At 61.9% G+C, this 22,405-nt stretch carries 22 protein-coding genes and 1 pseudogene; 15 read left to right on the top strand and 8 right to left on the bottom strand.

The features are described from left to right. Positions 1 to 206 precede the first annotated feature (206 nt). Together EJ071_RS16065 and EJ071_RS16060 are read right to left on the bottom strand one after the other, a co-directional pair. Positions 207 to 440: a hypothetical protein gene (locus tag EJ071_RS16065; protein ID WP_126098717.1), complete on the bottom strand. Its 234-nt coding sequence runs from the start codon at positions 438 to 440 to the stop codon at positions 207 to 209. A gap of 109 nt (positions 441 to 549) precedes the next feature. Beyond that, entirely contained in the window at positions 550 to 822 is a 273-nt protein-coding gene (locus tag EJ071_RS16060) for a hypothetical protein (protein WP_126098716.1), read from the bottom strand. 183 nt (positions 823 to 1,005) lie between these two features. Between EJ071_RS16060 and EJ071_RS16055 the strand changes: the two genes are divergently transcribed. The 9 genes and pseudogenes from EJ071_RS16055 to EJ071_RS16015 all read left to right on the top strand — a co-directional run bounded on the left by EJ071_RS16055 (position 1,006) and on the right by EJ071_RS16015 (position 10,481). Next, positions 1,006 to 2,112 carry an SDR family NAD(P)-dependent oxidoreductase gene (locus tag EJ071_RS16055; RefSeq protein WP_126098715.1) on the top strand — a complete coding sequence of 369 codons (1,107 nt, stop codon included), beginning with the start codon at positions 1,006 to 1,008 and terminating at the stop codon, positions 2,110 to 2,112. Positions 2,113 to 2,144: 32 nt separating this feature from the next. Further along, the gene (locus tag EJ071_RS16050; RefSeq protein ID WP_245460268.1) at positions 2,145 to 3,182 is read left to right on the top strand and encodes an NAD-dependent epimerase/dehydratase family protein; all 1,038 of its coding nucleotides are present in this window, start codon (positions 2,145 to 2,147) and stop codon (positions 3,180 to 3,182) included. After that, the gene (locus tag EJ071_RS16045; RefSeq protein ID WP_126098713.1) at positions 3,179 to 4,471 is read left to right on the top strand and encodes a TIGR04295 family B12-binding domain-containing radical SAM protein; all 1,293 of its coding nucleotides are present in this window, start codon (positions 3,179 to 3,181) and stop codon (positions 4,469 to 4,471) included. The genes EJ071_RS16050 and EJ071_RS16045 overlap by 4 nt, the downstream gene beginning before the upstream one ends. Before the next feature lie 23 nt (positions 4,472 to 4,494). Next, positions 4,495 to 5,556: a glycosyltransferase family 4 protein gene (locus tag EJ071_RS16040; protein ID WP_245460267.1), complete on the top strand. Its 1,062-nt coding sequence runs from the start codon at positions 4,495 to 4,497 to the stop codon at positions 5,554 to 5,556. 2 nt (positions 5,557 to 5,558) lie between these two features. Continuing rightward, positions 5,559 to 6,689 (top strand): glycosyltransferase, encoded by a 1,131-nt coding sequence (locus tag EJ071_RS16035; protein ID WP_126098711.1) that lies wholly within the window; start codon positions 5,559 to 5,561, stop codon positions 6,687 to 6,689. Beyond that, the gene (locus EJ071_RS16030) at positions 6,686 to 7,780 is read left to right on the top strand and encodes a glycosyltransferase (RefSeq protein WP_126098710.1); all 1,095 of its coding nucleotides are present in this window, start codon (positions 6,686 to 6,688) and stop codon (positions 7,778 to 7,780) included. Before EJ071_RS16035 ends, EJ071_RS16030 begins: the two co-directional genes overlap by 4 nt. Continuing rightward, positions 7,777 to 8,886 carry a glycosyltransferase gene (locus tag EJ071_RS16025; protein ID WP_126098709.1) on the top strand — a complete coding sequence of 370 codons (1,110 nt, stop codon included), beginning with the start codon at positions 7,777 to 7,779 and terminating at the stop codon, positions 8,884 to 8,886. The genes EJ071_RS16030 and EJ071_RS16025 overlap by 4 nt, the downstream gene beginning before the upstream one ends. Before the next feature lie 23 nt (positions 8,887 to 8,909). Beyond that, a pseudogene (locus tag EJ071_RS16020) lies at positions 8,910 to 9,872 on the top strand (UDP-glucuronic acid decarboxylase family protein); the annotation flags it as partial. A gap of 450 nt (positions 9,873 to 10,322) precedes the next feature. After that, complete coding sequence (locus tag EJ071_RS16015; protein WP_126098707.1) at positions 10,323 to 10,481, top strand: DUF3309 domain-containing protein; 159 nt, start codon at positions 10,323 to 10,325, stop codon at positions 10,479 to 10,481. Positions 10,482 to 10,575: 94 nt separating this feature from the next. Here the strand turns inward: EJ071_RS16015 and EJ071_RS16010 are convergent, their stop codons facing one another. From EJ071_RS16010 to EJ071_RS15985, 6 genes are all read right to left on the bottom strand, one after another. After that, on the bottom strand, positions 10,576 to 11,514 hold the full coding sequence (locus EJ071_RS16010; protein WP_126098706.1) for a cytochrome c oxidase assembly protein: 939 nt from the start codon (positions 11,512 to 11,514) through the stop codon (positions 10,576 to 10,578). After that, positions 11,514 to 12,110 carry a cytochrome c oxidase subunit 3 gene (locus EJ071_RS16005; RefSeq protein ID WP_126098705.1) on the bottom strand — a complete coding sequence of 199 codons (597 nt, stop codon included), beginning with the start codon at positions 12,108 to 12,110 and terminating at the stop codon, positions 11,514 to 11,516. The genes EJ071_RS16010 and EJ071_RS16005 overlap by 1 nt, the downstream gene beginning before the upstream one ends. Beyond that, the gene (gene ctaD, locus EJ071_RS16000) at positions 12,111 to 14,024 is read right to left on the bottom strand and encodes a cytochrome c oxidase subunit I (RefSeq protein WP_126098704.1); all 1,914 of its coding nucleotides are present in this window, start codon (positions 14,022 to 14,024) and stop codon (positions 12,111 to 12,113) included. It abuts the gene before it with no gap. Continuing rightward, positions 14,021 to 15,100, bottom strand: a complete 1,080-nt coding sequence (gene coxB, locus EJ071_RS15995; RefSeq protein WP_126098703.1) for a cytochrome c oxidase subunit II — start codon at positions 15,098 to 15,100, stop codon at positions 14,021 to 14,023. The genes ctaD and coxB overlap by 4 nt, the downstream gene beginning before the upstream one ends. A gap of 170 nt (positions 15,101 to 15,270) precedes the next feature. Continuing rightward, entirely contained in the window at positions 15,271 to 16,383 is a 1,113-nt protein-coding gene (locus EJ071_RS15990) for a c-type cytochrome (protein WP_245460266.1), read from the bottom strand. A 53-nt stretch (positions 16,384 to 16,436) separates the two neighbouring features. Next, positions 16,437 to 16,892, bottom strand: coding sequence for a c-type cytochrome (locus tag EJ071_RS15985; RefSeq protein WP_126098702.1), 456 nt, complete (start codon positions 16,890 to 16,892; stop codon positions 16,437 to 16,439). A 207-nt stretch (positions 16,893 to 17,099) separates the two neighbouring features. Between EJ071_RS15985 and EJ071_RS15980 the strand changes: the two genes are divergently transcribed. Genes EJ071_RS15980 through EJ071_RS15955 form a run of 6 tightly spaced genes read left to right on the top strand, consistent with a single transcriptional unit; the run spans position 17,100 to position 22,402 of the window. After that, complete coding sequence (locus EJ071_RS15980; protein WP_126098701.1) at positions 17,100 to 18,203, top strand: inositol-3-phosphate synthase; 1,104 nt, start codon at positions 17,100 to 17,102, stop codon at positions 18,201 to 18,203. Continuing rightward, positions 18,200 to 18,796, top strand: coding sequence for a histidine phosphatase family protein (locus EJ071_RS15975; protein ID WP_126098700.1), 597 nt, complete (start codon positions 18,200 to 18,202; stop codon positions 18,794 to 18,796). Before EJ071_RS15980 ends, EJ071_RS15975 begins: the two co-directional genes overlap by 4 nt. Positions 18,797 to 18,809: 13 nt before the next feature. Beyond that, the gene (locus EJ071_RS15970; RefSeq protein ID WP_126098699.1) at positions 18,810 to 19,910 is read left to right on the top strand and encodes a glycosyltransferase; all 1,101 of its coding nucleotides are present in this window, start codon (positions 18,810 to 18,812) and stop codon (positions 19,908 to 19,910) included. Beyond that, on the top strand, positions 19,910 to 20,713 hold the full coding sequence (locus EJ071_RS15965) for a nucleotidyltransferase family protein (RefSeq protein ID WP_126098698.1): 804 nt from the start codon (positions 19,910 to 19,912) through the stop codon (positions 20,711 to 20,713). Before EJ071_RS15970 ends, EJ071_RS15965 begins: the two co-directional genes overlap by 1 nt. Before the next feature lie 2 nt (positions 20,714 to 20,715). Beyond that, positions 20,716 to 21,477, top strand: a complete 762-nt coding sequence (locus EJ071_RS15960) for a TIGR04290 family methyltransferase (RefSeq protein ID WP_126102608.1) — start codon at positions 20,716 to 20,718, stop codon at positions 21,475 to 21,477. Then, entirely contained in the window at positions 21,470 to 22,402 is a 933-nt protein-coding gene (locus EJ071_RS15955) for a beta-xylosidase (RefSeq protein WP_126098697.1), read from the top strand. Before EJ071_RS15960 ends, EJ071_RS15955 begins: the two co-directional genes overlap by 8 nt. Positions 22,403 to 22,405: the final 3 nt, after the last annotated feature.

Raw genomic sequence — 22,405 nt, 5'->3', positions numbered from 1 at the left:
TCCACGCGATGGCCTGCCCGTCACCGTTCCAGGCGTTGCCTGCGCCTTGTTGGGAACGGCCGCTGGCTGTGCCCGGTGCGATGATCACCAGGATCAGCCGCTACCAACGCTGCATAGCTGGATAAAGATGCCGACCGGTTGAGGAAGGCGCAGCAATACCGCGCCGGATCAGACAAATACGAACAAGACTCGCGAGAACGAAGCACTCATTTCTCGGCCGCTGAATCTTCAATCCCGACCTCGTCATACATGTGCTCGTGGATGATGCCCAGAATTTCCAGCCTCACCTCCTCGCGCGCCTCCGGCTGGATGAACGGCATGAGCAGATCGACGATCTCCTTGACCCGCCGTGGCAGATCGGCACTCGGATCGGTCAGGTAACTGCTGTGCGCATAGATATTTTCGATCAGCTTCTTATTCAGGTCGGAAAAGAATCCCATGGCGATCACTCCATGCCGATGCCGGAACCGCCGGACATGAAAATGGTTCCGTCATGCACCAGTCGCCAGCGGCCGGTGCGCTGCGATAGACAGCGGCGTTGGGGCGAGATCAAGCGTTCCGGCCTCGCTCCACGAATTTGTTGAAGCGGCTCTTTTTTCCGCTCCCGGCTTCATCCTGATGAAGAAAGGCGAGGTCGTTTTCGTCGAAGATTCGGAAGAACTCATCCCAGTCTACCGGTTCCAGCGCCTGCTCCGGCTCGCCGAAGTCGATTCGCAGGATGCCGCCCTCGCCTTTCGTGCGGATCACCGCGGGACGGCCGTCTCTTTCCTCAACCCAGTTGCGTATTTCGTCGTGGTTGGTGGTCGTCTTTGCCTCTGACATGGCTTTTCCCTTTCTCGCCGCGGGCAGCCCTAACAACGCGCAAAGCGCAATGTTCCAAGTTATGCGGCAGCTCAGCCTCCAACCCGTCGCCTCCGGCACCGCAGAGCGAACTTTGTTGAAGCAGGGAACAAACCTTCTGTCCTGCAGTTCGGGAGCCCAACGCCAAATCGGCAAGGAGTTCTCGTGAAACGTGTACTGATTACGGGGGGCTGCGGTTTCATCGGCCGGCATGTCGCCCAGGAGCTTACCGCAAATGGCTATCAAGTGCGTATCCTGGACGTACTCCTGGACCAGGTGCATGGCAGCGAAACCATCAGCGTCCCTGCAGGCGCCGAGCTCATTAAGGGCGATGTGCGTGATCGCGAGGCAGTGGCCGAGGCCCTTTCGGACATCGACGCCATCATCCACCTCGCCGCCGAGGTCGGCGTCGGCCAATCCATGTATGAGATCACCCGCTATGTCGGCACCAACGATCTCGGCACCGCAACCCTGCTCGAGACCCTAGTCAAGAAGCCGGTCGAACGGATTGTCGTCGCATCCTCGATGAGCATCTACGGCGAAGGCCTTTACGAGACCCCGGACGGACAGCGCATCGATGACGCTCGCCGCAGGCCGGTCGACGTCAGGGCTGGCCGGTGGGACCTGCTGTCGGCTGCCGGCGAAATGCTGTTGCCGATCCCGACCGACGAGGAGAAGCGACCTGACCTGGCCTCGATTTACGCGCTGACCAAATATGCGCAGGAGCGGGCTGTTCTGATCTTCGGGCAAGCCTACGACATGGGTGCGGTGGCATTGCGCCTGTTCAACGTCTTCGGCGCCGGACAGGCGCTCGCCAATCCCTACACCGGCGTGCTCGCCAACTTCGCTTCGCGCCTTGCCAACGGCAAACGTCCGATGATCTTCGAAGACGGCAGGCAAAAGCGCGACTTTGTCCATGTACGAGACGTTGCGCGTGCTTTCCGGTTGGCGTTGGAGCAACGTCAGGCAGCCGGCCACGCTATCAATGTCGGCAGCGGACGCTCTTACACGATCAGCGAGGTCGCCCGCCTGCTTGCCGAGGCCATGGGCGTTCCGAAACGGCCGCCCGAGATTCTCGGGAAGGCGCGCTCCGGCGATATCCGCAACTGCTTCGCCGATATCGGCAAGGCGCGCGAGTTGCTCGGCTTCGAGCCCGGCCTCCGGCTGGAGAATTCGCTCGGTGAATTCGCGGTCTGGGTTCGCAACAGCGTCGCCGTCGACCGTGGCGCCGACATGAAGCGAGAGCTTGAAGAGCGAGGACTGGTGTCATGAGCCAACGGCATCGCAACTTTCGCGAGGCGCCGGTGGCGATTGTCGGCGGCAGCGGCTTCATCGGATCCAATCTTGCCGACAGCCTGTTGTCGGACGGCGAGCCGGTGCTGGTCATCGACAATTTCAGCCGTCCCGGCGTCGAGCAGAACCTCGAATGGCTGGCGCAAAAGCACGGCAGCCATCTCGGCGTGGAAACCGTGGACATACGCGACCAAGCCAGGTTGGCTTGCGCGTTGGCGCCTGCCAAGGCGATCTTCCATCTGGCCGCCCAGACCGCCGTGACCACGAGCCTGGCCGATCCCGCGGAAGACCTCGACGTCAACCTCAAAGGCACGTTCAACGTGCTCGAAGCAGCGCGGCGGGCAGGCATGCCGGTGATCTTCGCCAGTACCAACAAGGTCTATGGCAGCTTGCCTCAAATCGGGGTGCGTGAAGCCGACGACCGTTACGAGCCCGATGACGAAACCATCCGTGCCAATGGCGTGGACGAAACGATCGGTCTCGATTTCTGCACGCCGTATGGCTGTTCCAAGGGGGCGGCGGACCAGTATGTCCTCGACTACGCCAAGTCCTACGGCCTGCCGACGGCAGTGCTGCGCATGAGCTGCATCTACGGTCCGCGCCAGTTCGGTACCGAAGACCAGGGCTGGGTCGCGCATTTTCTGCTGAGCGCGCTCAGCAACCGGCCTATCACGATTTATGGCGACGGCAAGCAGGTGCGCGACATTCTGCATGTCTCCGATGCCGTGGCCGCCTATCGCAGCGTGCTGGCCAGGATCGACGACCTCAAGGGGCAGGCCTTCAACCTCGGCGGCGGGCCACGCAATGCCGTCAGCCTGCGCGCGCTGCTGTCGGAGATCGCCGCGATGACTGGTCGAGACATCGTGCTCCGCCACGATATGCAACGCACCGGGGACCAGCCCTTCTTCGTCGCCGACACCCGCAAAGCAGAGGCCGCTCTCGATTGGCGGGCGCATGTGTCGTGGCGCGAGGGTGTGTGCGATCTCGCCAGCTGGCTGCTGCAGCACCGTCTCCAGCCGCGTTCTGAAACCGCGAGGTACGTCGCATGAAAGTCGCACTGGTCAACCCGCACTGGACCTATGAACACAGCATCTATTTCGGCTGCCGCCAGCCGCATCTGCCGCTGGAGCTTGGCTATTGCAAAGCGCTGCTGGAAGCCAACCGCCACGAGGTGCTGATGCTGGATGGACAGCTGCAGGATCTGGACAATAAAGCGCTTGCCGAGCGCTCGGCGTCGTTCGGGTCCGACATGACCGTGGTGACGACCGCGCCGACCTACCTCTTCTGGCGTTGTGCCCCGCCGGAGTTGCGGGTGCCAGCAGAGTTCCTGAAGCATCTCGGCGGCCGCGGAGGCCGCACCGTCGCCGTCGGGCCGCATGGCTCGGCGACGCCGGCCCCCACCTTGCGCAAGCTTGGCGTCGACGTCGTCGTGCGCGGCGAATGCGAGGAAGTGGTCGCGGAGCTCGCCGGCCAGAGAGACTGGAGCACCGTTGCTCACACCTGCCGTATCGAGGGCGACGAGCTGGCCTGCAACGGCGGCGTGGGTGTCAGCCGCTTCGTCGACCACCCGGCGCTCCATTGGCCGGCCGACTGGATCGCTGCCCACGCGCATCACCATCATCGCTTCGACGCGAACCAGAAGGGCGCCGGCGCGGAAGTGGAGGCGTCCCGGGGCTGTCCCTACAACTGCAGTTTCTGCGCCAAGATTGATTTTCGTGATGCATACCGGCGCAGGAACCACGACGCCGTCGTTGCCGAGATCGATGGCCTGATCGCGCAGGGCGTCGGCTATGTCTACTTCATCGACGAGATTTTCCTGCCCCAGAAGGCGCTGCTCCAGGCATTGATCGACCGCGACGTTCAATTCGGCGTCCAGACACGCATTGATTTGTGGAAGCCGGAGTTGCTGGAATTGTTGGGCGCGGCCGGCTGCGTCTCGATCGAAGCTGGCCTGGAGAGCCTGACGGTCGAAGGCCGTGAGATGCTGGCAAAACGCTGCCGGCTGGGCACCGAGGAACTGGCGGCGCTGCTGGTCGACGCCCGCCGCCACGTTCCCTTCGTTCAGGCCAATCTGATCGGCGTGGTCGAGGACGATCCGGCGCTGGTGGATTATTGGCGCAAGCATCTCATCGACCACGGTGTCTGGGCCAACGAGCCGGTGCCCCTCTACCCCTATCCGAGTTCCCCCAGTTACCGAGAGCTGTGGGGCGAGCCCGACGATTTTGCCTGGGAGCGTGCGCACGAGCACTACCTCGCCTCGTTCCGGACATTCAGCGACATCCAGGACCAGCGTCCGCGCGCGCTAGCTGAGTTGGAGTCCTCATGCTGCAATCATTGATCCATCGCCCACGGCGCGTACTGATGACCACCGACGCCGTCGGCGGGGTCTGGCGCTATTCGCTGGACCTGGCACGCGAGCTTGCTGCCCGAGGGGATACCATCGTGCTTGCCGGGCTGGGGCCCGAGCCTTCGCGCGAGCAGGCTCAGGAAGCGCAATCCTTCGCAACGCTTACATGGCTTGAGACCCCGCCGGACTGGATGACACGCGACGAAAGCGATCTCGACCGATTCCCCGACGAGTTGAAAGCCCTTATAGCGGCCTATGGCGTCGATCTGGTTCATCTCAATGCACCGGCGCAGGCGGCCGGCCTCGATCTGCTCTGCCCCGTCGTGGCGGTTTCGCATTCCTGCGTGGTGACGTGGCTGCATGCGGTGCGCGAGCAAGTCGCGGCAGGCGACTGGGCCTGGCAAAAGGATCGCAACAGGGCAGGATTCGATCGCGCCGGAATTGTCGTGGCGCCGAGCCGAAGCCACGCGATGATGCTTGAGATCTGCTATGGGCCGATCGCGCGTCTGAACGTCGTCCACAACGGCGCCCTGCCCGGCCCGCCGGGGTCGCGCCGCGAGCCGTTCGTGCTTGCCGCCGCCCGCTGGTGGGACGAGGGCAAGAACGCGGCGGTGCTGGATGCCGCGGCCGCGATCACCGAATGGCCGGTCTATGCCGCGGGCTCCTGCCTTGGGGCGGATGGACAAGGGGCCCGTCTCGATCACTGCTTCCCGCTTGGCACCCTCAGCCACGCCGAGGTGCGTCGGCTGATGGCTAGGGCCGGCATCTTCGTTTCGACATCGATCTACGAGCCTTTCGGGCTTGCTGCGCTGGAGGCCGCGCTCTCGGGGACGCCACTGGTGCTCGCCGACATTGCGACCTATCGCGAGATCTGGGACGGCGCGGCTCTGTTTTTCGATATGCGCGATCCGCATGCTCTTGCAGGATGCATTGCTCACCTCTGCCGGGACGAAGGCTTTCGGCGCCAGCTCGGCCGGCGCGCCGCCCGGCGCGCGCGCAAGTTTTCGCTGCGGGCGCAGGCTGCGGCGATGGACGAAATCTACGATCGGGCGGCGACGGCCGTAGCGAGGCTCTGACCATGCATTTCGTGTTCTACACCCATTCCGTGGTATCCGACTGGAACCATGGCAACGCGCATTTCCAGCGCGGCATCATGCGCGAGCTCATCGCACGCGGGCACCACGCGATTGCGCTCGAACCCACGGACGGTTGGAGCCGTTCGAACCTTCTGGCCGAGCAAGGTCCCTTCGCCGTCGAGCGCTTCAGGAAGGATTTTCCCGAGCTGATTCCGGTGACTTACGATGCTTCCTTCGATCACGAGGCGTGGATTGCGGACGCGGATGTGGTGATCGTCCATGAATGGACCGATCCAGGTCTGGTGGCGCGCATCGGGCGGGCCAAGCTCAATGGTGGCAATTTCACGTTGCTGTTCCACGACACGCATCATCGAGCCGTCTCGGCGACGCAGTCGATCTCTACACTCGACCTCCAGCACTACGACGGTGTGCTCGTCTTCGGCGAAGCCCTGCGGGAGAGCTATCTTCGCACCGGCTGGGGCACCCGCGCCTTCACCTGGCATGAGGCAGCAGACGATCGTCTGTTCAGGCCTCGCCCCGATATCGATCCCGTGTCCGACCTGGTGTGGGTCGGCAACTGGGGCGATGATGAACGCAGCGCCGAAATCCACCAGTTCCTGATCGAGCCGGCTCGCGAGCTCGACCTGTCCGGAGCCGTTCACGGCGTACGCTATCCAGCCGAGGCCCTGTCGGCGCTCGCCGAGGCCGGGCTGCGTTACGAGGGTTGGATCGCTAACGCCGACGTCCCGAAAGCGTTCGCGCAGCATCGCGTCACAGTGCACATCCCGCGCAGGCCTTATCGGGAACATCTGCCAGGCATTCCCACGATCCGCATGTTCGAGGCATTGGCCTGCGGCATTCCCCTGATCTCGGCGCCGTGGTCGGATGTCGAAGGGTTGTTCCGCCCCGGCAAGGACTTTCTGTTTGCCCGCGGCGGCGCCGAGATGCGGCAGCACCTGCGTGATGTGCTGCACGACGCCGAGCTTGCGAAGGCGCTCGCGGCGGCGGGACTGGAAACCATTCTCGCGCGGCACACGTGCCGGCACCGCGCCAATGAGTTGTTCGAGATACTCGCCGCATGCGGCGATCGCCATGCGCTCGAAACCACGCCAGCAAGGGAGGCCGCCGCATGAAAATCGCCTTTTACGGATCCAGCCTATTATCGTCGTACTGGAATGGGGCCGCCACGTATTATCGGGGGCTGCTGAAGGCACTTTCCCGACGCGGTTACGACATCGTCTTCTATGAACCGGACGCCTTCGACCGGCAGAAGCACCGCGACATCGAGGCTCCCGACTGGTGCAAGGTCGTTGTCTATGAGGCGGCGCCGGATGCGCTGATGCAGGTCGCGTCCCGCGCCGCGGAGGCTGACATCGTCGTCAAGGCAAGCGGCGTCGGCTTCGAAGACGATGCCCTGTTGCGCGCAGTGCTCGACCAAGCCAGCACCAATGCGCTGACGGTGTTCTGGGATGTGGATGCTCCGGCGACGCTCAGCGAACTGCGCAAGGATCCCGACCATCCTCTCCACCAGGAACTCAAAAGGATCGGGCTCGTGCTGACCTATGGCGGCGGCGACCCAGTGGTATGGGACTATCGCGCGCTTTGCGCGGCCGAATGCGTGCCGATCTACAACGCGCTTGACCCCGAGACGCATTTCCCCGTCGCCGGGGATCCCCGCTTCGCCTGCGACCTGGCTTTTCTCGGCAATCGCCTGCCAGACCGGGAGGCGCGCGTGGAGGGATTTTTCCTTGAGCCCGCCAGTGCGCTGGAGAGCCAGAAATTCCTGCTCGGCGGATCAGGCTGGGGCGACAAGCCGCTGCCGGCGAATGTCTCCTGGCTCGGCCATGTCGGCACGGGCGATCACAACGCTTTCAATGTCACGCCGAAGGCGGTGCTGAACATCAGCCGCGACAGCATGGCCAGCAACGGCTTCTCGCCGGCGACTCGGGTATTCGAGGCGGCCGGCGCCGGCGCCTGCCTTATCACCGACGCCTGGGCCGGTATCGACATGTTCCTGAGGCCCGGCGAGGAAATCCTGGTCGCGCGGGACGGCGCCGACGTCGTCGAGATCATGCGCACGCTCACGCTCCCGCAGGCCAAGGCGATCGGCGCGGCGGCGCTTCGGCGCGTTCTTGCCGAACATACATACACATTGAGGGCCGAACTGGTCGACGCCATCTTCAAGGCGCATTTTGAGCGCCGGACCGTGGAGGCCGCAGAATGACGAAGGCGCTCGACATCGTTTTCCTCGGCCTCTCGTTGTCCTCTTCCTGGGGCAATGGCCATGCGACGACTTTCCGGGGGCTGCTGAGGGCGCTCCACGAGCTCGGCCATCGCATCACGTTCCTCGAACGCGACGTGCCCTGGTACGCACACCACCGCGACCTGCGCGACCCCGATTTCTGCGAGTTGCGCTACTACGACACGGTCGACGAACTTCGCCGTAACCATCAAGGAGACCTCCGGCGGGCCGATGTCGTGGTCGTCGGTTCCTTCGTACCCGAAGGCAGAGCGATCATCGACGACCTCGCATCATTGTGCACGGGGCAATTCTGCTTTTATGACATCGACACGCCGGTGACGCTGGCAAGAGTTGCCGAAGATGATTGCGACTACCTGGCCCGCCGCCAGATTCCCTATTTCGACGTCTATTTCTCCTTCACGGGTGGAGCGACGCTCGAACGCCTGAAGTCCGAATTCGGCGCGCGTTCGGCGGAACCGCTCTACTGCTCCGTCGATCCCGAGCGGCACCATTGGACTGGAAGCACGATCGAGTGGGATCTGGGATATCTCGGCACCTACAGCCCCGACCGGCAGCAAACTCTGGAAGCATTGTTGCTTGAGCCCGCGCGGCGACTCCCGGATCGACGTTTTGTCGTCGCGGGCTCTCAATACCCAGGCGATATCGCCTGGCCCAACAATGTCATACGGATAGAGCATCTGCCGCCGGCCGAGCATGCCGATTTCTACAGCCGGCAACGCTACACGCTCAACGTAACGCGCACCTCGATGATCGCAGCCGGATGGTCGCCCAGCGTACGGCTTTTCGAAGCCGCGGCGTGCAGGACGCCGATCATCAGCGATTGCTGGCCTGGCCTCGACAGTTTCTTCCCAGCCTCGGCGATACGGACGGCCAGCAGCGCCGATGATGTGACAGGAATCCTTCTGCGGCAGTCGGATCGAGCCAGGCTTAGCATGGCCAAGCAGGCTCATTCGCTGGTCCTGACAAGACACACCGGAGCCGCTCGGGCACGCGAGTTCACGTCAGTGCTGAGGCAGCCAAGGCAGATGCGTCCGGTGCTCGATCTGAATATCGAAAGTGCAGCATGACAGGCAGGTAGGAGAACATAGAGATGCGGCGTTCAAGAAAGGCCCAACGGACACGGACGGCGCTCGTCGCCGGTGGTGCCGGTTTCCTCGGTTCGCACCTGTGCGAGGCTCTGTTCGGTGACGGTTATCGCGTAATCTGTGTCGACAACTTCCTGACCGGACGTATGGAAAACATCACGTCGCTTATCGGCCAATCGCGGTTTCGGCTGATCGAGCAGGACGTCTGCGCTCCACTCGAGCTCGGTGAGCCGGTCGACCGTGTTTTCAACCTGGCATGCGCTGCGTCGCCGCCCCGCTACCAAGCCGATCCGGTTCATACGACGCGCACCTGCGTGATCGGAACGCTCAATCTGCTCGAGCTTGCCGTCGGCGACGGTGCACGTTTCGTGCAAGCTTCAACGAGCGAAATCTACGGTGACCCGGAACAGCATCCGCAGCACGAGGACTATCTAGGCCACGTGAACTGCACCGGCCCCCGCGCCTGCTACGACGAAGGCAAGCGCGCCGCGGAGACGCTTTGTTTCGATTATCTGCGCGCCGAGATGGCCGACATCCGCGTCGCCCGCATCTTCAACACTTACGGTCCGAGGATGGATCCTGCCGACGGCCGCATCGTCTCGACCCTGGTCATGCAGGCACTCGAGAAACGGCCGCTGACGATTTTCGGCAACGGCCGACAGACGCGATCCTTCTGCTACGTCACCGACCTAGTGGAAGGGCTGCGGCGCCTTATGGATATCGATCCCAATCCCCGCCAGCCGATCAATCTTGGCAACCCCGGAGAATTCACGATCCTCGATCTGGCGGCCCTTGTGAGAGACCTCACAGGCACCAGGTCGCCCTTAAAATTCCTGCCTTTGCCGCAAGATGATCCTCGCCGGCGACGCCCCGATATAGCGCGTGCGAAGGCACTTCTTGGCTGGTCGCCCAAGGTGCCTTTAAGACAAGGTTTGCTGCAGACGGTCGGTTACTTCGCCGGCCTTGACGACACCCTAGCGGTGCCGCCAACGTCTGCGACAGACAGGTCCGGCGCAGGTGGATTTGAAACCGGCGGCCCCGAGAAACCGGACGCGTCCCGTGTTCTTTTCGCGGAAGCGGAACATCCGACCGAGATTCTGGTTGGGCACAATAACGGGCACGGAGAACACAGTCGTGCAGTCGAAGCGACCAACCAAGGACATAGAACAGATGGCGGCCGCGGAAACCGCCGCCTTCCTGCGCCGAGCCTCCATCACGTATCTCGAATGTTGCGTCAGCCTGATGATGACACATCTTCCACGCGAGGAAGTAGCCGCCATCCTCGAGCAGGAAGCTGACATGCTGCGCAACCTGGACTAGAGGCCTGAGGCCCACGATGAAATGAGGATCAAAACAAACATACACGTGCAACTCAGTCGCCGGTCCGAGCATCACCCTGTCAATGAAGGGCAACCGATATGAGTGTGGGCACAATCATTATTATCATTCTCATCCTGGTGCTGATCGGCGCGATCCCGGCCTGGCCGTATTCCTCGGGTTGGGGCTATGGGCCTTCGGGCTTGCTCGGCGTAATTGTTATCATCCTCGTGATCATGGCGCTCATGGGCCGGATTTGACCCTTGATGGCCTGTGCTGACTGCAATCGGCAAGACGACCTCTCGGGTGCGCGGAGCGCGCTAGGCCGGTTGGACAGCAACAATCAGTTCGGAATCAATTTCGAATGAAACGCGCGCTGCCGCCGGCTTTCTTCTGCTCGGCCGATCCGCTTCCGATCCAAAGCCCTGCCAAGATCAGCGCAGCTGCCAAATAGAATGCAGCGGCGCCCACCCACATAATCAAGCCCCCGAGTTGCTGGTCTTCAAGCGCCGTCAGGCCCCATTGCGCCGCCGCCGAGCTGTTGGCGGTGAATATGTCGCTTCCCGACATGGCCAGAACCGCGCCGAGCAGTCCGCAATGCATCGACGTGAAGAACAGATAAAACACCGACGCGCCGTAGCCCCTGCGGCGGCTATGGCCATTGAGCAAGGCCCACCAGAAGAGCAGCGCGCTTGCCAGGAAGCTGAAATGCTGCAGCCAGTGGACCGGCTCGCTTGTCAGAGCTGCATCGAACAGGATCGGCATATGCCATAGCCACAGGGCGAGGCCGTGCAGGATCGTCGCTGAAGCCGGCTCGGTCAGCCCTCGCCACGCGCTTCGCAGAGGCCACCATCGCGCGCTCGCAAGGCTTCGTCGCACGGCGGGTGGAAATGCCCATAGCATGACGCCCAGCGGTCCGGACAACACGAGCGAGGGAGCCGCCACGACCATCAGCACCTCATGCTCGACCATATGCGCCGTAAATAGCCGCTCGCCCAATTCATGCAGCGGCGACATCAGCGCAACGACAAGCAGTGCCCATCCTGTCGCGAAACAGGCCAGGCGCCACCAAGTCACGCCCCGTCCCATTCCCGCCCGCCGCCAAAGCCGCGCAACGCCGGCGGCATAGAGGAGCAACGCAATGCCAAGTAGTATGATTGTCACGGCAGAGAGCGACCAGCCATCAGCTTCTTGATCCCAGCCATGCGCGAATTGAGCGGTGGGCGCGAGCACTACAGACAACGCCGAAACAGGACCTCCGAGCGATAACGCCTTACGGATGAAGGACGGCATCAGAACCTCGGCAACCAATAGAGCACCGCGTACAGCGGCAGCCAGGAGAACACGACAAAATACCAGTAGAACGCATTGTCCTCTGCATCGCTGAAGCGTTTGCCCGTCCCGTGTCGCGTGAACATCAGCACGGCCAGGACGAGCGTGTCGGCAACATCTGTCAACACATGGACGCCGTGCAGGCCGAGCAGCAGCCAGACAAAGGAGCCATACGCGTTGTCGCTCCAGCCTACCGGCAATGTTGAAAATTCCATGATGCGCAGCCCGATAAGCACCAGACCGACCAAGCTCATGACCAGCAGCAGCAGGCGGACCGAGCGCAGGCTCTCTCGCATCGCTGCCCGCTTTATCAGGAAATTCGGGAGTGCACTGACAACCAGGATGAGCGTGAAGAGCGCGGACCAGACCAGGTTTAGGGGAACAGCATCCTTCGTCCAATGATCGTTGGTGACGGCCAGGTAGAGATAGCCGCCAATGCCGAGGGCGAAGCCGGTTCCCTCAAGCAGACAAAACGAGAGGGTTCCCCACCAGGGAGTGACACGCGAGCCGAAGGCATAGGTCGGCAAGCCGGAGACATCCATGACGATGCGGGCCATCTAGACGTTTTCCTCCATGGTTTTCGGCCAGAACCAGGCGACGAGCACAACGGCGACGACCGGGGAGCCCAAGGTAATCGCCCATGGCGTGTAGATCGAACCAATGAAGATGACCGCGGTGGCAAACGCCGCCATAAAGGGCCAGATCGAAGGCGCCGGCGACTCCTCGCGAATATCAGGCAGGGCCTCGGTGACGGTTGTCACGAGCAATTCACGCTCATCGACCTTGAGGCCGCCCACCACAGGCTTGTCGTCACCCTGGCTCCATAGCGGCGAGCCGCTTGTGACATACGCAATGCGGTCGAAGTTCTGCGGCTGGGGCGGCGAGGTGGTCGCCCAGTCCAGCGTGTCGGCACCCCAGGGGTTATCGCCGCCGGGAGAACCTAAGCGGGCGCTGACGACCATGTTGTAAAGCATGAGCAAGAAACTTGCGAAGAACAGCAGCGCACCGGTGCTGGCGAGAAGGTTGAGCCCGCCCCAGCCCATCTCCGCGGGGTACGTGTAGACCCTGCGCGGCATGCCAAGCAGGCCGAGCATGTGCATCGGAAAGAAGGTGGTATTGAAGCCGATAAAGGCGAGAGCGAACTGCCATTTGCCCAGCCGCTCGCTCATCAGGCGCCCCGTCACCTTCGGGAACCAGTAGTAAACAGCCGCGATGAGCGGAAAAAGGGTGCCGCCAATCAGCACGTAATGGAAATGAGCGACGACGAAATAGGTGTCGTGCACCTGCGTATCGATAGGAACCGACGCCAGCATGACTCCCGAAAGCCCGCCGGCGACAAAGATGAAGAAGAAGCCGAGCACGAAAATCAGCGGCGTCTTGAGCACGGGCTTGCCGTCCCACAGTGTGGCGATCCAGCAGAATATCTGCACGCCGTTTGGGATGGCGATCGCCATACTGGAGGCGGTGAAAAATGCCGCTCCCACCTGCGGCAACCCTGTGACGAACATGTGGTGCACCCACAGGCCAAAGGATAGGAACCCGATCGCGATCAGCGATAGCACCATCGGCAGATAGCCGAAGACCGGCCGCCTGGAGAAGGTCGCAACGATCGCCGAGACGAAAGCGGTTCCGGGCAGGAAGATGATGTAGACCTCGGGGTGGCCGAAGAACCAGAAAAGGTGCTGCCAGAGCAAAGGATCGCCGCCTGCATCGGCATTGAAAAACCGGGTGCTTACCAGCCGGTCCATGATCAGCATCGAGGAGGCGAGCATGACCGCCGGCATGGCGAAGATAATGATGAAGGAATGGACAAGCATGGTCCACACGAAGAGCGGAATGCGGTCAAGCGTCATGCCCGGCGCGCGCTGCTTCAGGACTGTGACGACGATCTCCACCGATACTGCGAGCGCCGCGACTTCGGTAAACGTGATCATCTGCGCCCAATAGTCGGGGCCTTTACCTGGGGTGAAGTCCAAGTTTGCGAGCGGTACATAGGAAAACCAGCCGACATCCGGGCGAATGCTCAGCGCGAAGCCGCCCCACAGCATCAGGCCGCCAAATAGGTAGACATAGTAGGAGAAGGCGTTCAGGCGCGGAAAAGCGATGTTGCGTGTGCCGACCATGAGCGGCACCAGATAGACGGCGAACGCTTCGCCGACCGGCACGCCGAACAGGAACATCATAGTCGTGCCATGCATCGTGAAAAGCTGATTGTAGAGCTCGGCGTCGACAAGATGGTTATCTGGTCTGGCAAGCTGCAGCCGCATGATGATCGCCATGACGCCGCCGGCGAGCAGGAAGGCGAAGGCGGTCACGAGATAGCGAATTCCAATGATCTTATGATCGACCGTCGAAAGCGCGTCGATCAGGCCGCGCATCGTGCCCCAGGTCTTACTCAATCGTGCGCGCAGCTCCTCGTCGCCCAGGTCGGTGTCGCGGGTCGCGCGATGCTCGTCGAATGCAACGCTCATTGCGGACTCTCGGACATGACGGTGAATCGGGCCGTTCCCGCCAAGGCGCGTTGCGCCGAAGGATACGTCGTCGGCTTTGCCGGTGAGGCTTGATCGGCGCGCCAGGTTTCAAATTCGCGCGGCTCCAGCGCCACGACGAAGATCGCCATGTGCGCATGCTGCTGGCCGCAGAATTCGGCACACTGGCCACGATACACGCCGGGCTTGTCCGCCTCGATACGGAGTTCATTTCTCTTGCCGGGAATGAGATCGAGCTTGCCGGCGAGACTCGGTATCCAAAACGAATGGATGACATCCGCCGTGGTCAGCTTGATGTCGACCGGACTGCCGACCGGGATGCGAATCTCGTTTGCCGTCTCGAAACCGTGATCTCCTTCATAGCGGACCTGCCACCACCACTGATGCCCTATGACCGAGATCGTCAGCACGCCCGCGGCCCCACCTGCGGAAACCGCTCTTTGCGCGCCGAAGCTGAGCACGGCCAGGCCGGCGAGAATAATGGTGCTCGATGCCAGCATCGCGGCAAAGGCGATGAGCATGGGCCGTTTGACGGCTGGGCGGGCTTGCGCAGGCTCGCTGCCACCGTCTCGGCCACGCGCCAGCGCGAGGAGCAGGCCGGCCATGGTAACGAGCCAGACAAGACCGAGCACTGCCGTAAACGCCCAAAACAGAACAGCCAGCGCGTCGGCCTGCTTGCCATGAGGATCGAGGGCCGACTGCACACCGGTGCAGGCCGACAGGAGAGCAGAGCCACCAACAACGCCCAGGAGGCTGGCCAGCGCCGTCGCGCTTCGTTGACGAGCCTTCGGCCACACAGGCAATACGGCGTCCGGAACTCCCCAATACTGTTTCGTGTTGTTGGGATCATACGGTGCCGAGGAGGCCAAACCGTGAGTCTCAGACGCGACACCAGGATTTTTCGCGAACCCGCGTTTTATGTCGCAACGCTGCTCACCTTCTCCCTGGTTGGCGGCGTTTTGCTGTTTTGCAGCATCTACGCGCCATAAGTGCAACAACGCTCCGGGGTAATCGCCGATCCCCAAATTCTGCGTCTCGTTAGCCGGCCAGAAATCCATTCAGCATGGTTCACTACGAGGAGGACGCTTCAGTCGGCTGTCCGCTTACGTGGTTTGTCTGTGCCCAATTTGAACTGGCTGGAAGTAAGAAAGTTCCTTGAACCGATCTTGACCCTTCCGCGCAGCATCGCTCTCGCCTGCCCGAAGGCCTCCGCGAAATGCAGATCGGCTCATTGCGGACTTTCAGTTCGCTTCGAGAAATAGGCCGACAAAGCTCTTATATCCTCGTCTGTAAGGCGTTGCGCCGCGGTCGCCATGATGCGCCAGAATGGCGTGCCGCCTCGGCTCTCAGACCGGAATAGTTTCAGTTGCTGTTCGAGGTAAGCGGCATGCTGACCGTCAAGGCGCGGATAGACCGGATTTTTGTCAGAACCGATATGACAGCCGGAACAGGCGGGTACGTTCCGCTGGGGAATTCCGGCTTCCGCGATTTGCTGTCCCTTCTGGACCACTTCGGCCGGAATTTGATCGCGATCCACCGGGATCGGCGGCTGCGCCGCAAAATGCCTGGCAAGCGCTGCCATTTCGTCGCGAGCAAGGCCCGTCACCGGCAAAGCCATGAAGCCGCTGGTGCGATCGCCTTTGGCAAGGGACTGAAGACTGGCGAACAGGTAGGCTTCTTTCTGCCCAGCCAGCACAGGCACGAGACCGCCCCTGCCCTCGCCGTCACTTCCGTGGCACCGCGTACAGTCTGTAAGGGTGTCCGGTGCGGAAGGTTGCGCTTCGTTGCCGGTCGCCTCTCCGGCATCGAAGGCAAGTTGCCGAAATCCTTTCGCATCGAGTTTCGGAAGTTCGCGCAGGAAGGCAACCATTGCCCAGACCTCGTCATCGCGGTCGCGGGCCGGCCATGCGGGCATGCCCGTGAAACGTATGCCATGCTTGACGATCCGAAACAGTTGAGCGTCGGTCCAATCTCCGGCCGTCAGCGCAAGATCCGGCGGTTGCGGAAGCATGCGCAGCACCGCCGGCGAGCGCAGCTCGCCGGGTGCGCCGTGGCAGACCGCGCAGCCCCTCGCAAAATGCCCGGCTGCGGCCGGCAGCCCTCGCCTGTCGAGAACTTTCGGAGCATCTACGGCCAATGCATAAGTTCGCACGGCCGAGCGCATGGCGAGTTGCAGGAACCAAGCCGTCACCTTCCAATGGCCGCTGCTGGCGCCGACATTGAAAAAACCGATCCAGGCTCCAAGCAATATGACGACAGGCAAACCAATCGCGCCGATGACGACATGCTTCAGGCGAACCATTATCGGCTGGTCTTTTATCCGGCTGACGTCATCCTCCATCTCGGAAGTGGCATTGGACGGCTCTGGCGAGAGATGGGTTCGAGAGCCGGGCATCACTGCAATGCTTTCAAATATCGCGCGATGGTCTGGATTTCGGCCTGCGGAAGCATATCGAATGCGGGCATTTTCACGCCTGGTTTCAAGAGATCAGGCCGAGCGATGAAAAGCGCAATGGCTTCCTCGGTATTCGGCAGGATGCCGGCACCGATTGCCTTTCGGGACCCGAGATGGGACAGATCCGGGCCTATCGTTCCGTGTGCCTCGGTGCCCCTTAGGCTGTGGCATGCGCCGCAACCGTTGCGCACAAAAAGCGATAGCCCGCTATCCAGCGGGCCTTGAGGTACGATTGGATTCTCGAGCTGCTGTGCGGTCAGGGTTACCGGCGCCACCGGAGGTTCGACAACCTTCGCACGCTGATGTTCGAGTTCCTCTGCCGCGGCCCAGCTGCTGTTGGCCAGAAACCAAAATGCGCAGCCCACTATAGCGGAGAGGCCGACGTTTGCGGACATGACAATCGCTCCCGCGCTTTAACTTGGGAGGATAGGCGAGGTTCCATTCAGGTCGCGCCCTCGCCTTGCGTGCTCGGCGGCGAAGCAAAAGCGAAAGGTCGATTAGGCAATCGAGCTCGGCAATTTTTGCGCGGTCCAAGGAACATTCCTGCTTGCTCCTGGTTCGGCGACGAGGAACTTACCTCCAACAGCAGAGGTGACGGTCTCGTGACATCAAAAAAAGTCCGCATCGGCATCGTCGGCGTCGGCAATTGCGCATCCTCCCTTGTGCAAGGCCTCACCTACTATCGCCAGGCAAAGAGCAACGAGCCCATTCCCGGGCTCATGCATGCCGATCTCGGCGGCTATCATGTCGAAGACATCGAGGTCGTCTGCGCCTTCGATGTCGCCAGCAGCAAGGTCGGGCGCGATTTGGCCGAAGCGATCTACAGCGCCCCGAACAACACGTTCCGTTTTGCAGATGTGGCGCCGGTCGGCGTCCGCGTGGAACGCGGGCCGACGCTCGACGGCATCGGCAAATACCTGCGCGACGAGATCGAGGAAGCGGATGAACCGGTCGCCGACGTCGCCGCGAGTCTTCAAAAAAGCGGAGCCGAGGTACTGGTGTCCTATCTTCCGGTAGGCTCGGAAGCCGCCACCCATTTCTATGCCGAATGCGCATTGGCAGCCGGGTGCGCTTTCGTCAATTGCATTCCCGTCTTCATTGCCTCGCGGCCGGAATGGCGGCGGCGTTTCGAGGAGCGTGGCCTGCCTTTAGTAGGCGACGACATCAAGAGCCAGGTCGGAGCGACCATTGTTCACCGGCTGCTTGCCAATCTTTTCCGGGAACGCGGGGTCCGCATCGACCGCACATACCAGCTCAATTTCGGCGGCAACACGGACTTCCTCAACATGCTGGAGCGGGAGCGACTGGAATCCAAGAAGATCTCCAAGACGCAATCCGTCACCAGCCAGATTGATGTCCCGCTCGAACCTGGCAATATCCATGTCGGGCCCAGCGACCATGTGCCTTGGCTTACCGATCGCAAATGGGCCTATATCCGCGTCGAAGGCACGACTTTTGGCGGTGTGCCGCTGAACGCCGAGCTCAAGCTGGAAGTCTGGGATTCGCCCAATTCCGCCGGCGTGGTGATCGATGCCGTGCGCTGCGCCAAGCTTGCTCTCGATCGCGGCATTGCAGGGGCGCTCACCGGGCCTTGCAGCTACTTCATGAAATCGCCGCCGGAGCAGTTCACCGACGCTGAGGCCCGCCTGCGCACGCTCGCCTTCATCGCCGGCAGGGACGAGCCGATGCTCGATGCCGCGGAATGACCACGACCTTCTTTCTCATCCGGCATGCCGCCTATGACGACGTCGACCGGTATCTGGCTGGGCGCCTGGAGGACGTCAAGCTCTGTCGCGCCGGCCAAGAACAGGCGCTGCGTCTGGCACGCCGCATGGCGAGGGAACCGATTGCCGCCATCCTGAGCAGCCCTCGCAAGCGCACATTGGAAACCGCCAAATCCATCGCCGTCGCCTGTGAACTCGAGCAGATCTCGATCCGTCAGGAATTGGATGAAATCGACTACGGCGCCTGGTCCGGCAAAACGTTTGAAGAGCTGAAAGGCGATGCCGCCTGGCGAATGTGGAACGACCAGCGGCAGAATGCCCGCACACCGAACGGCGAGACCATGCAGGATACGCAGCAACGGGTCGTCGGCCTGATGGATGCGCTGCGCCAACAAACCCCAAGCTGCTATGTTGCGCTGATCAGCCACGCGGACGTTATCAAAGCGGCGGTGTGCAAGGTCCTTGGCCTTCAACTCGGCGACTGTTTCCGTTTCGATATTGAGCCTGCCTCGATCACCACCATCGTCCATGGCGACTGGGGTTCAAAGCTCATTCGCCTGAACGAAATCGTCTGACGGGAGCTGTCCGATGCGGATGGTCATCTTCGGTCTCACCGTCACCTCCTCATGGGGAAACGGGCATGCCACGCTCTGGCGCGGGCTGATACGCGCGCTGGCAGCACTCGGCTGGTCAATCAGCTTCTTCGAACGAGACACGCCCTACTACGCCGGCACAAGAGATATCGACCACCTCGAGGGCGGCGAAGTGGTGCTATATCCCGTGTGGGATAACATCATTCAGGCAGCGGCGGTCGCGGTCCGGCAGGCTGATGTCGTTATCGTTACCTCCTACTGCCCGGATGCTGTTGAAGCCTCACGCCTCGCGCAGGAGTGCTGCCTCGGGCTGAAGGTTTTCTACGATCTCGACACCGCGGTGACGCTCGCGCGTATCGAGCGGGGCGACCAACCATCCTATTTCGGTCCAGAAGGACTTCGCGATTTCGACCTGGTGATGAGCTACACCGGCGGCCCGGCGCTCGATGCACTCAAGACAATGCTGGGCGCACGCCTTGTCGTGCCACTCTACGGCCACGTTGACCCCGACTGCCATAGACCGGCGCAGCCCAGGCCAGAGTTCGCCGGCGATCTGTCCTATCTCGGAACCTATGCCGAAGATCGCCAGGCGGGCGTCGAGAAATTGCTGGTCGCGCCAGCTGTCCGGATGCCGGATTGCCGCTTCGTTATTGGCGGCGCGCAATACCCGCAGGATTTTCCGTGGAGCGACAATATCTTCTTTGTCAGGCATCTGCCGCCTGCCGACCACCCGGCCTTCTTCTGCTCGTCCCGCCTGACCCTGAACGTCACCCGCGAAGCAATGGCACGCAAGGGCTGGTGTCCCTCCGGCCGACTGTTCGAAGCGGCAGCTTGCGGCGCAGCGCTCGTTTCCGATGACTGGCCGGGCATCGATAGATTCTTCAAACCCGGCAGCGAAATCGTGATTGCGCATTCCACCGACGACGTGGTCGCCGCGCTCGGTTTGTCGGATGCGGAACTCGAGGCATTGCGCCGCCAAGCCCGCGAGCGCGTCCTCGACGAACACACATCGACGCGCCGCGCCGCGGAACTGGACGGGATCCTGAACGAGGCCGTTCGGGCGCAAGCAAGCGAACCGATTAAGGAAGCCGTCTGATGTTGGGTATCGTCCCGGCCGCGGGGCGCGGCAGCCGCATTCAACCGCTGGGTTTTTCCAAGGAGCTGCTGCCGGTGGGCAGCAGGATGGACGGGCAAACAGAGCGCCCCTGCGCGGTCAGCGAATATCTGGTCCGCCGAATGGTGGGCAATGGCGTCGACAGGATCTGCTTCATCATCGGCTCGGGCAAGTCCGATATCCTCGAATATTACGCCGCCGGCTATGACAGCGCGGCCGCCATCTTCGTGGTGCAGCCCTCTCCGGTTGGCCTTTGCGACGCGATCTTCCGCGCCGCGCCTCTCGTCACGCCGCAAGAGACGGTCCTGATCGGGCTACCTGACACCATCTGGTTTCCCGAAGACGGCTTCTGCCATCTTCCGGACGACCGGCTGTCTTTCCTGCTGTTCCCCGTAGAGCGGCCGGAGCTTTTTGACGCCGTGGTCATCGATCGGGATGGCCGGGTCGAGCAGATCCAGGTCAAACAGCGCGAAGCACCGACCAATTGGGTCTGGGGCGCATTCAAAATGCCGGCTGGCATCTTCCACCGGCTTCATGCGCTCTGGCGCGAACGAAACAGCTGCGATGAGTTTTTCGGAACCCTGGTCAATGCCTATCTGGCTGCCGGCGGTGAAGCCTTGGGTGTCAAGGCGGGCTCGGCTTACGTCGATGTCGGAACGTTCAATGGCTACCGCACGGCGCTCCGGCTGCTTGAAAACAACGACGCGTCGGACAACCAAGGCACGCCGATATTCGTGCCGTCGAGCCGCTCGCAAGTACCATCCTTGCCAGGCGAAGGAGGATGACCATGCTGCATTCCGCAGCGGAAATACGCCGTCGCATCGATGCGCTGGGTCCGTGGTTCCACAACATGGAACTGGCAGGTGTGCAGACAGCTCCCAACCACTTCCTTGGCAACTATCCCCTGATCAAATGGCAGAAGTTCGCGGATGCGATCCCGGCCGATCTCTCGGGCAAGTCCGTGCTCGACATCGGCTGCAATGCCGGCTTCTACTCCATCGAAATGAAGCGGCGAGGCGCCGATCGCGTGCTCGGCATCGACTTCGATGTGGGCTACCTGACCCAGGCGCGCTTCGCCGCCGAAATCGCCGATTTCGATATCGAATTCCGCGAGCTGTCGGTATACGACGTCGCCGCTCTCGGCGAGACTTTCGACATCGTGCTCTTCATGGGGGTCTTTTACCACCTGCGCCACCCGTTGCTGGCGCTGGACCTTATCCGCGAGCACGTCGCACCGGACTTGATGGTTTTCCAGTCTATGCAACGCGGGAGCAGCGAGGTCGCCGCGCTCGAGCAAAACTACCATTTCTGGACGCACGACCTGTTCGATCGGCCCGAATTCCCGAAGCTGCACTTCGTCGAGCACCGGTATGCCGACGACCCGACCAACTGGTGGATCCCGAACCGTGGCTGCATCGAGGCAATGCTGCGCAGCGCCGGATTCGAGATCCTGCTTCAACCGGAAGAGGAGGTTTATTTCTGCCGGGCCTTCGGTGAGCCGGCGGGCGAAGGTGCGGTCTACCCTGCGAAAGGAAGAAACGATGATTGAAGCAACCATGATCTGGAACGAGCCCAACAACAAGTCGCATTGGGATCCCGAGCTCGATCCGGATTGGAGCCGCTTTGCCAACATGGCGATCCTGGCAGCCGATGCAATCGGTCTCCAAAACCCGGCGATCACGCGAGTCCTTGGCGGCATTTCCCCAATCGATGCCGGCTTCATGTCGCTTATGAAGGGGTTCGGGGTACTCGACCACGTCGATGCCGTCGCCGTACATGGCTTCCCGCTCGACTGGAACCTTTGGCAGATGCATGAATGGCCGCAAAAGCTCGGCGAGATCGCCGACATCACCGATCTACCGATCTGGATCAGCGAAGCCGGCGTGTCGAGTTTCGGCGCCGAGGAGATCCAGGTCTGGGGCCTGCGCCGGACAGCGGAGTTGCTGCTTGGCAACGCGCCCCGCGTGCAATGGTACAGCCTCTATGATTTGCCTCACGCATGGGGCGCGACCACGCGGCATCGCGAGGTGGAAGGCTCCTCTTATTATCGCCATTTCTACATGGGCCTGCTGCGCGAAGATGGCACGCCCAAGCCGGCTCTCGAGGACTTCCTGCGCTACACTCCGCAAATGGGACTGGTCCAGTGGTTCCATTTCGAGGACCACCGGCTGGACGACGCCGTCGCCTGGATGAAGCGTCTGGGCGTTACAAATTTGCGCACGGGCCTTTCTTGGGCCGACAGTTTCAGGCCAAATGCTCTCGACTGGTTCGACCGCCAGATGGAGGCGCTCGCCGACTTCGACGTCACCATCACCTTTTGCTTCACGCCTGAACATCGCGGCCTGCAGCCTCATCACACCAGCCCACCGGAAGTGCCTGAGGAGTTCGCCGAATTCTGCGCGACAATGATCCGTCGTTACGCGCCTGGAGTGCACAATGCGGCCATGCCGGCGCAGCGGGCCTCGGCTGCATGAGGC

The sequence above is a fragment of the Mesorhizobium sp. M1B.F.Ca.ET.045.04.1.1 genome (assembly GCF_003952465.1).
Lineage (GTDB): Bacteria > Pseudomonadota > Alphaproteobacteria > Rhizobiales > Rhizobiaceae > Mesorhizobium > Mesorhizobium shonense.
The sequence above is the reverse complement of the archived record's forward strand: the minus strand, read 5'-3'. Positions and strand labels throughout refer to the sequence as shown.